The organism is Streptomyces finlayi, from assembly GCF_014216315.1.
GTDB lineage: Bacteria > Actinomycetota > Actinomycetes > Streptomycetales > Streptomycetaceae > Streptomyces > Streptomyces finlayi_A.
This window is the reverse complement of the sequence record NZ_CP045702.1, coordinates 5020237-5034852: the sequence shown is the minus strand read 5'-3', so window position 1 is coordinate 5034852 and position 14616 is coordinate 5020237. Positions and strand designations below refer to the sequence as shown.

Annotated in this window: 11 protein-coding genes and 2 tRNA genes; 9 read left to right on the top strand and 4 right to left on the bottom strand. The window is 68.9% G+C overall.

Annotated elements, in window-relative coordinates; translation table 11 throughout:
• Positions 1-49 precede the first annotated feature (49 nt).
• From ehuB to F0344_RS23160, 6 genes are all read left to right on the top strand, one after another.
• Positions 50-952 carry an ectoine/hydroxyectoine ABC transporter substrate-binding protein EhuB gene (gene ehuB / locus F0344_RS23185; RefSeq protein WP_185300627.1) on the top strand — a complete coding sequence of 301 codons (903 nt, stop codon included), beginning with the start codon at positions 50-52 and terminating at the stop codon, positions 950-952.
• Between the two features lie 19 nt (positions 953-971).
• Positions 972-1703, top strand: coding sequence for an ectoine/hydroxyectoine ABC transporter permease subunit EhuC (gene ehuC / locus F0344_RS23180; RefSeq protein ID WP_185300626.1), 732 nt, complete (start codon positions 972-974; stop codon positions 1701-1703).
• Positions 1700-2341, top strand: coding sequence for an ectoine/hydroxyectoine ABC transporter permease subunit EhuD (gene ehuD / locus F0344_RS23175; RefSeq protein ID WP_185300625.1), 642 nt, complete (start codon positions 1700-1702; stop codon positions 2339-2341). Before ehuC ends, ehuD begins: the two co-directional genes overlap by 4 nt.
• On the top strand, positions 2331-3164 hold the full coding sequence (gene ehuA / locus F0344_RS23170; protein ID WP_185300624.1) for an ectoine/hydroxyectoine ABC transporter ATP-binding protein EhuA: 834 nt from the start codon (positions 2331-2333) through the stop codon (positions 3162-3164). The genes ehuD and ehuA overlap by 11 nt, the downstream gene beginning before the upstream one ends.
• A 167-nt stretch (positions 3165-3331) precedes the next feature.
• Positions 3332-4090: an IclR family transcriptional regulator domain-containing protein gene (locus tag F0344_RS23165; protein ID WP_185300623.1), complete on the top strand. Its 759-nt coding sequence runs from the start codon at positions 3332-3334 to the stop codon at positions 4088-4090.
• Between the two features lie 268 nt (positions 4091-4358).
• Positions 4359-4432: transfer RNA gene (locus F0344_RS23160), tRNA-Lys, on the top strand.
• Between the two features lie 296 nt (positions 4433-4728).
• On the opposite strand, the gene F0344_RS23155 is transcribed toward F0344_RS23160, so the two are convergent.
• The 3 genes from F0344_RS23155 to F0344_RS23145 form a co-directional block, all read right to left on the bottom strand.
• Positions 4729-5319: a lytic polysaccharide monooxygenase auxiliary activity family 9 protein gene (locus F0344_RS23155; RefSeq protein WP_185300622.1), complete on the bottom strand. Its 591-nt coding sequence runs from the start codon at positions 5317-5319 to the stop codon at positions 4729-4731.
• Between the two features lie 159 nt (positions 5320-5478).
• A complete protein-coding gene (locus F0344_RS23150) occupies positions 5479-7071 on the bottom strand; it encodes an SPFH domain-containing protein (RefSeq protein WP_258050065.1) in 1593 nt (530 codons plus the stop codon).
• Between the two features lie 135 nt (positions 7072-7206).
• On the bottom strand, positions 7207-8496 hold the full coding sequence (locus F0344_RS23145) for a peptidoglycan-binding protein (protein ID WP_185300621.1): 1290 nt from the start codon (positions 8494-8496) through the stop codon (positions 7207-7209).
• A gap of 185 nt (positions 8497-8681) precedes the next feature.
• Here F0344_RS23145 and F0344_RS23140 point away from each other — a divergent pair.
• A tRNA-Lys gene (locus F0344_RS23140) sits at positions 8682-8755 on the top strand.
• A gap of 185 nt (positions 8756-8940) precedes the next feature.
• On the opposite strand, the gene F0344_RS23135 is transcribed toward F0344_RS23140, so the two are convergent.
• On the bottom strand, positions 8941-10350 hold the full coding sequence (locus F0344_RS23135; RefSeq protein WP_185296855.1) for an IS4 family transposase: 1410 nt from the start codon (positions 10348-10350) through the stop codon (positions 8941-8943).
• A gap of 389 nt (positions 10351-10739) precedes the next feature.
• On the opposite strand from F0344_RS23135, the gene F0344_RS23130 reads away from it, so the two are divergent.
• The gene (locus F0344_RS23130; protein WP_185300620.1) at positions 10740-12650 is read left to right on the top strand and encodes a glycosyltransferase family 2 protein; all 1911 of its coding nucleotides are present in this window, start codon (positions 10740-10742) and stop codon (positions 12648-12650) included.
• On the top strand, positions 12647-14581 hold the full coding sequence (locus tag F0344_RS23125) for a kelch motif-containing protein (RefSeq protein ID WP_185300619.1): 1935 nt from the start codon (positions 12647-12649) through the stop codon (positions 14579-14581). Before F0344_RS23130 ends, F0344_RS23125 begins: the two co-directional genes overlap by 4 nt.
• Positions 14582-14616: the final 35 nt, after the last annotated feature.

Below are 14616 nucleotides of genomic sequence, written 5' to 3'. Positions count from 1 at the left end.
AGGCGCTCACCCTGTCCGGACTGTTCGACCCTCCAGGAGATTGCGAACCATGGCTGACTTCCCGAACCTGTCCCGCCGGGGTTTCCTCAACCGATCCGCGGCCGTGGGGGGATTGCTCGTCGTTCCCGGCCTGCTCACCGCGTGCAGCAAGACCGACGCCGGGTCGGTGCAGGGCGAAGGCGCCCTCGACAAGCTCCGTAAGCAGGGTTTCGTGCGGGTCGCGTACGCCAACGAGGCCCCGTACGGCTACCTGGAGGGCAAGGAGCTCAAGGGCGAGGCGCCCACGCTGCACCGCGAGGTATTCAAGGCACTCGGTGTCGACGAGCTGAAGCCCACGCTCTCCGAGTGGGACGGCCTGATTCCCGGACTCCAGGCCGGCAAGTACGACGTCGTCAGCGCGGGCATGGCGATCACGCCCGAGCGCTGCGCCAACGCCATATTCTCCGAGCCGGAGTTCATCTCCCCCACGGCCCTGATGGTGAAGAAGGGCAACCCGAGGAAGGTCACCGACCTGGCCTCCGCCAAGGCCGCCGGGATCACCGTCGGCGTGATGTCGGGTGCGGTCGAGGGCTCGTACGCCAAGGGCGCGGGCATCGCCGAGGACAGGATCAAGACGCTGCAGAAGCCACAGGACGGCGCCGACGCGGTCAAGGGCGGGCGCGTCGACGCCTTCCTGCTCACCGGCATCTCGCTGCGCTGGCTCGCCAGGACCAACCCGGACACCGAGGTCACCGAGGCGTTCCTGCCGGAGCTCGACGGGAAGAAGCAGTACTCCCCCGGCGGCGCGGTGTTCAACCAGGGCAACGGGGACCTGCGGGACGCCTTCAACCGCGAGCTCAAGAAGATCGTCTCGGACCGCTCGCGCTATGTGAGCCTGCTGGAGCCGTACGGCTTCGGGGCCACGGAGATTCCGCCCGCCACGCTGAAGACCGCCGAACTGTGCAAGGGCTGACGGGGGCGGACCACACCGTATGAGTGACTTCTTCTCCACTCTCCTCGATGAGTTCCCCCAGGTCAGGGCCGGACTGTGGGTGACGCTCCAGGCCACCGTGCTGGGAGCCCTGCTGGCCCTCGTCCTGTCCTTCGTCCTCGGCCTGATGGCCGGCAGCCGGCTGCTCCTGGTGCGGGGGGTCTCGCGGACCGTCGTCGAATTCTTCCGCGGCACCTCGCTCTACATCCAGCTCTTCTGGCTGTACTACGCGATGCCGCCCCTGACCGGCTACGAACTGACGCCACTGCTCTGCGGTGTCGTCGCCTTCGGCCTCAACTACGGCGCGTACGGCTCCGAAGTGGTGCGCGGCGCCATCAACTCCGTACCGCGAGGACAGTACGAGGCGGCTCTCGCGCTGAACCTCACCCCGTCCCGGCGGATGCGCAAGGTGATCCTTCCGCAGGCGTGGGTACAGATGATCCCCTCCTTCACCAACCTGCTGATCCAGCTGCTGAAGTGCACCCCTCTGCTGTGGCTGATCTCCGCCGCCGATCTGATGACGGTGATCCAGCAGGTGCGGGACCGCACCGGTGAGACCCTCACCGCCTATCTGACACTGCTGGCCGCCTACTTCGTGCTGGCTTACGCGCTGACCCTGCTCATGAACCTGCTGGAACGGGCCGCCAAGCGGCGGCTCGGTCTGGACACCGGAGCCAAGAGCCTGTTCAAGAGCCGCACCGCGACCACCACCGTCACGGGAGGCACCGCGTGAACGGCTTCGACTGGAACGCCGCCGGGGAAGCCCTGCCCCTGCTGCTCGAAGGATTCCGGGTCACCCTGCTCGCCACCGTGCTCGGCACGCTCGTGGCCGCGGTCCTCGGGCTGGCCATCGCGGTCGCCGGACGTGCTCCGAGCAAGCTCGTCACCGTGCCGGTGAAGGCGGTGATGGAGTTCGTCCGCGCCACCCCGCTGCTGGTCCAGCTCGTCGGCGCGGCGGCCGTCTTCAGCTCCGTGGAGCCGCTGACCATCGGCATCGTGGTGCTGGGCGTCCACTACGCCACGTACACCTCCGAGGTGTACCGCGCCGGGATCGACGGTGTGCCGAAGGGCCAGTGGGAGGCCGCGCGGGCGCTCTCCCTGCCGGTCCGGCGGACCTGGCAGGCCGTGATCCTGCCGCAGGCGGTACGCAATGTGCTGCCCGCACTCGGCAACTACGCCATCTCGATGTTCAAGGAGACGCCCTTCCTGGCCGTGATCACGGTGCAGGAGATGGTCTTCGAGGCCCGGAAGTACGGGTCCGAACACTTCGCGTACACGGAGGCGTTCACGCTCGCCGGCCTGGTCTTCCTGGTCGCGAGCTACCCCACCTCGCTACTGATGAGAAAGCTGGAGAAGCGCCTTGGCCACTGAATCTGCCCCCCTGAAGGAGCCCGCGGACGCGGCCCCGGGCCAGGCGACGACCGGCGTCGAGCCGCTGGTCCGCTTCGACCGGGTCGTGAAGCGGTACGGCGACCACGTGGTCCTGGACGAGCTGGACTTCACCGTGCGGCGCGGTGAGCACGTCACCCTGATCGGTCCGAGCGGCTCCGGCAAGACGACGATCCTGCGGCTGCTGATGACACTGGAGAAGGTCAGCGACGGGGTGATCTGGGTCGACGGTTCACCGCTGTCGCACGTACGCGCCCCGGACGGCTCCCTGAAGCCGGCGGGCGAGAAGCGGCTGCGGGAGTCCCGGAAGAAGATCGGGATGGTCTTCCAGCAGTTCAACCTCTTCCCCAACATGAAGGTGCTCCAGAACATCACCGAGGCGCCGATCAGCGTGCTGGGCATGGACCGCGACAAGGCGGAGGCCAGGGCCCGGGAACTGCTCGACCTGGTCGGGCTCTCGGAGAAGACCGACGCACACCCCTCCCAGCTCTCCGGCGGCCAGCAGCAGCGGGTGGCCATCGCCCGGGCACTCGCGATGGAGCCGGAGATCCTGCTCCTCGACGAGGTGACGTCGGCACTGGACCCGGAGCTGGTGGCGGGCGTACTGGATCTGCTGTCGGACATCGCCAGAACCACCGACATCACGATGCTCTGCGTGACCCATGAGATGAACTTCGCGCGGGACGTCTCGAAGAAGGTGCTGATGTTCGACGCCGGACGGGTCGTGGAGTCCGGATCTCCGGAAAAAATCTTCACCGCGCCGGAGCACGAACGTACGCGCGAGTTCCTCAACGCGGTGCTGTGACCACGCTGTTGATGTACCGACAATGACAGGGGCATATGCCATGCGGGTGCGCCCCAGCTGACAGGGCCGGGGCGCCCCCATCAAGTCGTCAACAGCACCCCCTTTCGGGGGTCTTGAGGGCTATCGTGGGTCGAAAGCTCGCGGTCACAACCTGGTAGGGGGACACCGTGGCGTTGAAGCCCGAACCGACCGCGCCGTTCCACTCGGTGCAGTACGCCCTACGCGTACTCGAAACGGTCTCCAAGCACGGCACCGGTGTGACCGACGTACAGATCGCCCGCGAGACGGGGCTGCCCACGGGGCACCTCGCCTCCCTGCTCCTGACGCTGCGCCGCGAGGGGTACGTCGAGCAGATCACCGACGGCGCGTACGTCATCGGCTCCTCGCTCCTCCTGCTCGGCTCCGGCGCGGCCCGCCGGCAGGCCCTGGAGGACAGGCTCCAGCTGACCCTGATGCAGCTGCGTGACTCCGTCGACGCCGCGGTCTACCTCAGCAGGTACGTCGACGGCGAGATCCGGGTCACGCAGGTGGCGGCCGGGCCCGGCACGCCCGCGGTCAACGAGTGGGTGGACTTCCGGTCGGCGGCGCACGCCAGCGCGATCGGGAAGTGCCTGCTGACGCAGCTCGACCAGAACGGGCGGCGCGACCACATCTCCCGGCACAAGACGGCACGGCTCACCTCGCGGACGATCACCAGCGAGAAGGTCCTCTTCTCCAGGCTGGACAGCCAGCCCGCGACGGTCCCGATGCTGGACCTCCAGGAGTACGCGCTGGGCACGGTCTGCGCGGCGGTGCCGCTGACCGCCGGGGCATCGGCGGGCTGCCTGGCTCTCTCGCTGCCGATCGAGGACGCGCACCGGCTGCGGTCGGCGGCGGACACCCTGAACCGGCGGGCGGCTCCCGTACTGCTGTCACTGGCGCTCTAGGTCCTGTCTGGAGTTCCCCCGCGGCGTCGCGGCGTCCGGCACCGCCGCCTCCGGCGTTGTCGTCAGTCGCGAGGGCTCCGCCATCGCTCCCTCCTCCGCCTTGGATTCGACGGCACCGGACGCCGCTCCCTCTCCCGCGCTGGAACTCCAGACAGGACCTAGAAGCCGGACGGCCCGGCATTCACGGGCAATCCGGGCGTGGAGCCGGGGGCGGCCGAGGCATGTCGTCAGCACTGCCGAAGAGCAGGTATTATTTTCGAGTCACCAGGCGCCGTTAGCTCAGTTGGTTAGAGCAGCTGACTCTTAATCAGCGGGTCCGGGGTTCGAGTCCCTGACGGCGCACAGACAACGCGGTGGGCGGTTTCCGAAGTACCGGAGACCGCCCACCGCGTTTTTGCCGCCGCGGAATCCATACAGATGTCTTACACAGGCGTAATGGGCGGGCGTCCCATACGCTCGTATGGCCCCCTGGTAAGACGCACCCGAACCGGAGCGGTGCTGCTGCTGCGGGCGGGAATGGTGCCGGCCCGGTGCCGCTGCGGCGCGACGGGCGAGCGGGCGGCACACGCGTAACGGCGGCATACGCGAAACGGCGGCCCCCGCCCGGGCCGCCGCCGTACCACTGGGCTGACCGGACGTCAGAACCGCACGTCCGAGCAGGCGTAGAAAGCGTTGCCGGTGTCCGCGACGTTCCAGACGGCGAGGATGATGTGCTTACCGGACTTCAGGGTGGGGATGGTGCCCTGATGGGTCAGCGTCGACGGGGGCTGCTGGTTCCCGTACGGCACGCTCATGAACGGCTGCGACTCCAGCGCTGCCCGGGTGAGCGGCTGGCTGGAGTTCCAGCCGTTCTTGGTGATGTAGTACCGGAAGTCGCTGGTGGAGTGCCGGGCCGTGAACTGCCAGCGGAAGCTGTAGCCCTGGCCGCCGGTGACCTTGGTCGCCGGCCAGTTGCCGCCGCGCGGGTCGTCCAGCGCCGCGAAGCCGGCGTTTCCGGCCGAGCAGATCTTGCCGTCCGCCGGACCGGCCGCCGGGAAGCCCTTGGGGCCCTCGACGCTCTGCGGTTCCCACTGGATGGCGCCGCAGCCGGTCACCGTGCCGTTGGCACAGAGTTTCTGACGGCTGATCGGGGAGTCGGTGTAGCCGTGACTGCTGGCGCTGCCGGTCGCGAACATCGACGCGCCCGCTATCACCAGGCCGATCACGGCCGCGCTTGCCCTTTTCCGCATGCTGCTGCTCCTCAAGAACGTGGGGGAGGTTCCATGAGCTCTGCTCTGCGCGCGTGTTGTGCGGTCTAGACCAAGTCCTAGGTTATGGACGCAGCATGAACATGTCCAGACCAATGAGCGGCCGATTCCGGTTCACCCGCGGGAGCCCCAAAATGGCTCTCAGGAACCTTCGGAGCCGCTGCGACCGGTGTAGAAGGCCACCGTCAGGTCCTTCACCAGCGCCTTTCGCTCGTAGTCGTCGAGCTCCACGATGCCGCGCGAGGTGAGCCGGTGCACCGTGTCGTCGACGGCGTCGACCACGGACGTCAGCACACTGTCCCGGTGCCTCGCGTCGATCGCGGCGATCCGGCGCCGCTGCATCGCGGCGGCGACCTCGGGGGCGTACTCGATGCCGGTCGGCTGCGCCGAGTACACGTCGATGCCCACGGGTTCGCAGTCCGCCTTCAGCATCCGGGTCAGCGCGTCGCCGACGGCCTCGGCGTTACGGAGGGTGTGGGCGTCCTCGTTGAAGGCGTCGGCCGGCAGCTGGGAGAGGACGCGTGCCATCGCGGCCTCGACCTGCTCACGCAGATACTCCTCGTGGTCGGCGACGCCGAGGGTGGCCCGCACGGTGTCCTTGATCCGCCAGACGACGAGAACGACCACGCGCAGCGCGGTGCCGTTCGCGTCGACGGAGGGCAGGGGTTCACTGCGCCAGTGCCGCAGCCGCACGTCCACGCGGCGGCGCAGCAGGAGCGGGGAGACCCAGACCAGGCCGGTGCGACGGACACTCCCCCGGTAGTCGCCGAACAGGGTCAGCACCCAGGCGTATCCGACCCGGCCCCGGCCGAGACCGCCGAGCGCGAACAGGACCACCGTCACCAGGAACGTCAGGAGCACCCACGCCCCGATGCCGACGCCGTCGTACGGGCGCGAGCCGATCCCGATGCGGTCGAGCGCGGCGGCGGGCAGCGCCCCTGACCACCAGAGGGTGGCGAGCCCGGCCACGGTCCCGGCCGCCCCCGTGAGCAGCGCGGCCCAGCCGGGCAGGGCGGGTCCGGGCCGCTCGGACAGCCGGGGGTCGCCGAGCGGCGCGGGCCTGGTCGACGGCTGCGCCTGACTCTGCGGCGAGCGCGGCAGGGGCGGACGCCGTACGGGCCGGGGACGACGGGTCACGAAGGCGGGCAGCGCACTCGGATCACCGGGCTCGGGACGACCCGTACCGGTGTCCCGCACGTCATGCGTGTCACGGGATTCCTGTGCGTCGCGTGTGTTCTGCGCGCCGCGTGTGATCTGTGCGTCACGGTCGTCGCGGAAGAGCAGGTGTACCGGGATGGAGGCCGTGGACTCGTTGGCGATGACGGAGTGCCGCCGCCCGGTGTCCCACCAGCTGTCGGCGTCGACGGCCGTGCCCCTGGCCCCCGGCCCGGGCCCCGGCACGACGACCGGCCCGGAGGCGTGGCCGGCGTCGGCCCAACCGTGCGGCAGGACACCGCCGCCCGCCACGGAGGCACCGTCGGACCCCCGGACCGGGACCGAGGCGGACGCCCCGACGACGGCGTCCGCCGGGACGAGGTCGAGCACCAGATCCACCTCGGTGACGGCGCCGGGCGCGTCCGGCACCTCACGCGCCCCGGCCACGGCGTCCGCCACCTGCCCGTCCCGCTCGCCCATGTCCGAGGCCGGAGCCGGAGCCGGAGCCGGAGCCGGAGCCGGAGCGGCCCCGGTCATGGTCTCGATCGTGGTCCCGGTCTCGGTCCCGGTCTCGGTCATGGTCTCGGTACTCGCGGCGGGGATTGCGCCCGCGTCCTCGTGTCCGTTCACCGGTTGCCCTGCCTTTCCGTTCTCCGGGAATCCGGAGCTGTCCACACCATGGGTCGCATACCCGCCTCCGTCATGTCCGTGCCGTCACCCGAAGAGCCGCCGCCAGGTGTGCGGGCCCGGATAGCCGTCGGCCTCGCTGCCGCGCCAGCCCAGGGACCGCTGATACGCCTCGACGTTGCGGCGGTCCGCCTCTGTCCACCGGGGGCCCGGGCCCGACACGTAGTGCCTGCCGTAGCCCTTCCTCACCAACTGTGTGCCGAGCCGTGCGACATGACTGTTGGACTGACCCGGCTTGAAATGGCCGCGGCCCGGGAAGGGCGAGACCGTATTGGGGCTGCCGCCCGTACCGGCGGCCGGAATGCCGCGTCCCGTGCCGCCGGTCAGATGACGCCAGGTCTGGGGGCCGGGGATGCCGTCGGCCTCCTTGCCCCGCCAGCCCTGGGCCATCTGGAACGCCTGGGTCGCCCGCCGGTCCGCCTCGCCCCAGTCCGGGCCGGGCCCCTGCGAGTAGAACCGCTTTCCGCCCCGCGCCACGAGCATCCTGCCGAGCTGGGTGACGTACTTGTTGCTCGCACCGGGCCCGAACCGCCCGGCCCCGGGGTAGGGCGTCGAGAAGCTGCTGCCGCTCGCCCCGCCCGTGAGGCCCCGGTAGCGGTAGGCCACGTACCGGTCGGAGTTGTTCCAGTACGCCATGGGCGTCGCCTGCTTGCGGGTGCGGGGACGGGCCTGTTCGTAGGCCGTGTAGTGACTGTGCCGGTAGTCGGTCCAGCCACCGAAGATCGTGACGTGCGAGCCCTTGTTCGGGTCCCCCGGATTGTGGAAGAGCAGGATGTCGCCGGGCTGCAGATCCTCCCGGGCGATCCGTGTCCCGTACTGGTCGAGGCTGCCCGTCCACTCGTTGCGCCCCAGGTTCCACGCCATCGAGACGAAGCCCGAACAGTCCTGGCGGTAGCCGTCCGACCAGTACTTCTCCATGCTGTACGGGACCTTCGCGGAGACCCACACCTTGGCCCGGTTGATGATGTCGGCCCGCGTGGTCGCCCGGAACGTCGGAGCCGAGGGCGGCCCCGAGGCACCCACCCCCTGCAGTGGACCTTTCTCGCCCTGTGGGGTCGCCGGTTCCGGGTCGGCCGGCGCGTCCGTCCGGGCGGGCCCCGTGGCGTGTCCCGTGGCGGTCGCCGCCTCGGCGGCCCCGCTGGACAGGACCACTCCGGCGGCGGTCACCAGCACCAGCGCCCGGCGTGCGCCGTGCGCCGCCGGATGTCCGCCGTGCCGCGTCGGCACGGCCCTGGCCGCGGCACGGCGCTGCGCGGCACACCCCGCACAGGTGCAGTCGACAGCGGGTTCGTACTCCTCGAAGACCGGCACAGTCATGCGATTCCCCTCCGCACTCGTCAAGATCTTTGGGCGCATCTGCAACGGGCGTCAGTGTCTCAACTCTCCTGACATATCGCATTTTGACGGATCAAATCAAAAAAACGACCATCCCACAGGACGCGGCGCGGCGGAATTGGTCAGGGGCACGGCCTCCCATCCGGTAGAGTTCTCCAGGTCAGCAGGCGCCGTTAGCTCAGTTGGTTAGAGCAGCTGACTCTTAATCAGCGGGTCCGGGGTTCGAGTCCCTGACGGCGCACGCAAAGACAAGGCCCCCTCACCGAGCGTGAGGGGGCCTTGTTCGTGCGCGCGGGAGTTCACACGCACCCCCGCGCGCCCCTCCCCCTTACCCCCCTACACCCGACCAACCCGTACATACGCCCGATAAACACCGCGTTCCGCCCTTGTGATCACCCGACAAGCCGGACAACAACACCGTTGCGTTTACGTCCGCGAGCGGCTCGCAAGTCCGTGCTCGAAGAACGTGACAGTGGTGTGGACGGTGTAGTTCTGGCTGGTCGTGGGGTGTTGTCCGGCGTTCGGGCCGTACTTGCTGGTGGGGTTCTTTCGGGTGCGGGCCTTGACGCGGTGCCGGTGGCGGGCGGGGTGCAGGGCGTCGAGGACGGCCCGGCCGATGGTGCCGACGAGGTCGGCGGGTCCCGTCGGGGGCAGGATCGCGGTCGCGGTGGTCACGGTGTCGCCGGCGGTGGTCTGCAGGACGGTGAAGCTGATGCGGTCCATGTCCAGGCCGGGCCGGGTGCAGGCGGTGTCGGAAGCGGCACGGATCAGGGCCTGGTAGGTGGTGAGCAGGGCGTAGACCTCCTGGTCGAGGCCGGTCAGGCTGCGGGAGCGCAGGACACGGCCGTCCAGCATCGTTGCCTTGATCGAGAAGTACGTCGTCTCCGACTGCCACCGCTCGTGGTAGAGATCCACGAGCCTGGCAGCTGGGTGGGCGGCCGGGTCGAGGAGAGTGGTGAGCAGGCGCCACTGCTCGGTGCGGACGGTGCCATCGGCCAGGGTCACGGTGACGGACGCCTCGATGACGCGGACGGTCAGCATGACGGGCAGGACGCCGTAGCCGATCCGGGCCAGGTAGGAGCCGTCGTCCAGGTGCCGGAAGGGGGTGGGTATGCGGCGGGCGGAGGAGCGCACCAGGAACTGGGCGCCGGTGGCCTGGACGTCCCGGGCGAACTCGTTCGCGTCGAAGCCGGCATCGGCCAGCAGGAGCATCGTGCGGTCCAGCACACTCAACAGGCGTCCCGCGTAGGTGAGTTCGCCGTCACTCTCGGGGCCGAACGCGGCGGCCAGCACGGCACGGGTGCCACACTCGACCAGGACCACGAGTCGTAGCAGCGGGTAGCCGAACTCCACGCTCTCGCCCGCCCGCTTGGGATAGCGCCAGGTGAGCGCCTCCTCATCGGGCACGTGCAGCAAGGTGCCGTCCACGGCCACGGTCCGAAGCCCCCGATAGAACGAGCCGGCCTGCCCGAGGTGGGCGACGGGTCCGGCGAGGATCTCGAACAGCCGCCGCAGCGGTGCCGCTCCTATCCGCCGTCGGGCCCGGGACAGCGAGGAGACCGCCGGACGCACCAACGGCAGTCCCTCCAGCCCCGCCGTCAGCTTGCCCCACACGCCCCGATAGGAACAGTCCTCGAACAGGGCCAGCGCGAGGACGAAATAGACCACCACCCGGGACGGCAGCAGCCGCAGCCGCTTCTCACGTGACCCTGTCTCATCGATCACCGCGTCCACCAGTACGAAGTCCACGATCTGGGTCAGCTCGCCCAAGTGGCCGGGCGCGTACACACCCCCGGCCGCCTCGACCGTGCGCGTGATGACAGACTTCTCCTGCAACGGGACTCCCGATGATCTTCTTGCTCGACACAAGCTGATCTATCAGGACGTCCCGTTGCGTCATTCAACAGGGCTTGACCTGCGACTCAAAACCCAAACGCAACGGCGTTGAGCCGGACAACCTGTTATCTGGCCGTCGGGCTCCAAGGCGGGCGCCGTGCCCGGACAGTTGGGCAGCGGAACATGAGATGCCGGTTGCTTTCACCGCGGGGTGGGGGTCCCGCTCACGGACGAACACCGAGAGGGCATCATGCAACCGGCAGCACTCCTTTCCATGTCTGTGGAAAAGTGACCCGCCACTGTGTGCGTGCGCGGTGATCCGGGGGGGCTCCACCGCCCACGACTGACCGACCAATCACGCACTGACCCTGCGTGCGGGGGGATGACCCATGACGTCGACGCCGCCAGGCGCCCGGCAGGACAACGACTCTTCCCGGACCACCCAGCTACGGATACCGTCGCAGCTGCGGACCGGGCAGCGACGGCGCCAGACGAACAAGGCGCTGCCGCGATACGACTACGAGCACTACAGCCGGCTGGCGGGTCCCCTGACCCAGCCCGAACCCGGCCGGCCCTACACGGTCCGCTACCGCTCCCTGCTCTCGCAGGAGCCGCACCGCCTCAGGGCCGCCCTGCTCCTCGGCGCGGCTCCTCTCGTCTCCCTCGGCCTCTTCGCCTGGCTGATGCAGCCGGCGCACTGGACGGAACGCGACCCGAACCTCAAGAACGACACGCTGCTGATCCTCGACATCGTCATGCTGGTCTCGATCGGTCTGATCGAGCTCTTCCGCACGATGAACGTCCTCTCCAACGCGCACGCGACACTCGTGGCCCGTGACCCGGTCCCGGTGGTGCCGGAGACCGGCACCAAGGTCGCCTTCCTCACCTCCTTCGTGCCGGGCAAGGAGCCCCTGGAGATGGTGACGAAGACGCTGGAGGCGGCGGTACGCATCCGGCACCGCGGACTCATGCACGTCTGGCTGCTCGACGAGGGCGACGACCCCGCGGTCAAGGAGGTGTGCGCCCGGCTCGGTGTGCACCATTTCTCCCGCAAGGGTGTCGCGCGCTGGAACCAGGCCACGGGCCCACACCGCGCGAAGACGAAACACGGCAACTACAACGCCTGGCTCGACGCCCACGGCGGGGACTACGACTTCTTCGCCTCGGTCGACACCGACCACGTACCGCTGCCCAACTACCTGGAGCGGATGCTCGGCTACTTCCGCGACCCGGACATCGGCTTCGTCATCGGCCCTCAGGTCTACGGCAACTACGACACGTTCGTCACGAAGGCCGCCGAGTCGCAGCAGTTCCTCTTCCACGCGCTGATCCAGCGCGCCGGCAACCGCTACGGTGCCCCGATGTTCGTCGGCACGAGCAACGCCGTACGGATCTCGACCCTCAAGCAGATCGGCGGTCTGTACGACTCGATCACCGAGGACATGGCCACCGGCTTCGAGATCCACCGCGCCCGCAACCCGCTGACCGGCAAGAAGTGGCGCTCGGTCTACACGCCGGACGTGCTGGCCGTCGGCGAGGGACCCACCGCCTGGACGGACTTCTTCACCCAGCAGCTCCGCTGGTCGCGCGGGACCTACGAGACGATCCTCAAGCAGTACTGGAAGGGCTGGTTCTCGCTCCCCGCGGGCAAGCTCTTCAACTACACGATGATGATCATCTTCTATCCGATGTCGGCGATGAACTGGATACTCGCCGCGCTGAGCTGCGCGCTGTTCCTCGGCATGGGCGCCTCGGGTGTGCAGATCGACCCGACGATCTGGATGATGCTCTACGGCAACGCCTCCGCGCTCCAGATCGGTCTCTACATCTGGAACCGCCGCCACAACGTCTCGCCCCACGAGCCCGAGGGCTCCGGCGGACTCGCCGGGATGATGATGTCGGCGCTCTCGGCACCGATCTACGCACGCTCCCTGATGGATGCCGTCCTGCGCCGCAAGAGCTCGTTCGTGGTGACGCCCAAGGGCGACTCGTCGAGCCCGGACACCCTCTTCGGCACCTTCCGCATCCACCTCTTCTTCCTTCTCGTCTTCGGCGGCTCCATCGTCGCGTCCTTCTTCCTGGGCCACAGCCATCCCGCGATGCTGACGTGGGCCTGCCTCGCCCTGCTGATCACGGCGGCGCCGATCCTGGGCTGGCGGTACACCGTGCGCGCCGAGAGGAAGAAGCGCCGCGCGGGGCCCCAGCCTCCGCCGCGGCCACAGCCGGAGCCGTCGCGGAGGCCAGGCCCGGCCGACAACGAACAGACCATGCAGATCGCCCTTGGGAGACGTGAGAAATGAAGTACCGCCCGAGCCGCCGTACCCGCCGACTGGCGATCAGCACGGCGGTGGTTCTCGCGCTCGCGGGGGCGAACGGACCGTGGCTGTACCGCTTCGGGACCGAGCGCTACCACGCGTACGAGATCAACACCGCCGAGTACAAGGCCGCGAACGGCCACTGGGACTACCTCGACGTCCCCGCCGAGTTCCGGATCAACACGATCCACGCGGCGCTGCTGCACACCGGCAAGGTGCTGCTCGTCGCGGGCTCGGGCAACAACCAGAAGAACTTCGACGCGAAGAGCTTCCGGTCGGTGCTGTGGGACCCGGAGACGAACGGGTTCAAGAACATACCCACGCCCAAGGACATGTTCTGCTCGGGCCACACCCAACTGCCGGACGGAAAACTCCTGATAGCCGGCGGCACCAAGCGGTACGAGAAGCTGGAGGGCGACGTCACCAAGGCCGGCGGCCTGATGATCGTCCAGAACGAGGACCCGGACCAGCCCATCACCCTGCCGGCCGGCACACGGTTCACGGGCAAGGAGAACGGGAAGACGTTCGTCTCCAAGGACCCGGTGCTGGTCGAGAAGGCCACGAAGATCTTCGACAAGCAGACCGGGGCCTTCGTACGCAACGAGCCCGGCCGCGGACGGATCTACGTCGAGGCCCGGAAGTCCGGCATGAAGTACGAGACGGGCACCGAGGACAACTACCGGATCGCCGGTCTCTCCGGCTCCGACACCCGTAACGTGTACGGGATCGCGCAGAAGCTCGCCCTGGACAAGAAGGACTTCCAGGGCATCAAGGAAGCCTACGAGTTCGACCCGGTCGCGGAGAAGTACATCACCGTCGACCCGATGAACGAGGCGCGCTGGTATCCCACGCTGACCACGCTGAAGGACGGCAAGGTCCTCGCCCTCTCCGGCCTGGACGAGATCGGGCAGATCGTGCCCGGCAAGGACGAGATCTACGACCCCGAGACGAAGAAGTGGGAGTACACCGGCGTCGTCCGGAAGTTCCCCACCTACCCGGCGGTCTTCCTGCTCAACGACGGCAAGCTCTTCTACTCCGGCTCCAACGCCGGGTACGGACCCGCGAGCATGGGCCGGGCGCCCGGCGTCTGGGACCTGGGGACGAACACGTTCAAGAAGATCCCCGGGCTCAGCGACCCGGACAAGATGGAGACCTCGGCGACCGTACGGCTGCCCCCCGCCCAGGACGAGAAGTTCATGGTCATCGGCGGGGGCGGGGTCGGCGAGTCCGAGAAGTCGAGCGAGAGGTCCCGGCTGGTGGATCTCGGGCAGCCGAAGCCGCGGTTCGTGGACGGCGCTGCGCTGTCGGACGGCACGCGCTATCCGAGCGCCTCACTGCTGCCGGACGACTCCCTGCTCGTCACCGGCGGCTCCGAGGACTACCGCGGGCGCGGGGGCTCCGATGTGCTCCAGGCACGGCTGTACGACGCGAAGTCGGACACGTACAAGCGGGTGGCCGACCCCGCGGTCGGCCGCAACTACCACTCGGGCTCGGTGCTGCTGCCGGACGGCCGGGTCATGATCTTCGGCTCCGACTCCCTGTACGCGGACCGGGACAACACCCGGCCGGGTACGTTCGAGCAGCGCATCGAGATCTACACCCCGCCGTATCTGTACCGCGGGAGCCGGCCGGAGCTGACGGGCGGTCCGAAGCGGATCGCGCGGGGCGGCACGGGGACGTTCGAGAGCCCGCAGGCCTCGTCCCTGACGTCGGCGAAGCTGATGCGGCCGAGCGCGGTCACGCATGTCACGGACACGGACCAGCGCACGGTAGCGCTGGACCTGAAGACCTCGGCGGACGGGGTCACGGTGACGGTGCCCAGGAACCGGGCGCTGGTTCCTTCGGGCTGGTACATGCTGTTCGTCACGGACGACCGGGGCACGCCGTCGGAGGGGACGTGGGTGGAGGTGCCGTAGGCACCGGGGCCGTCCGGTGGCCGTTGCGCCCTCGA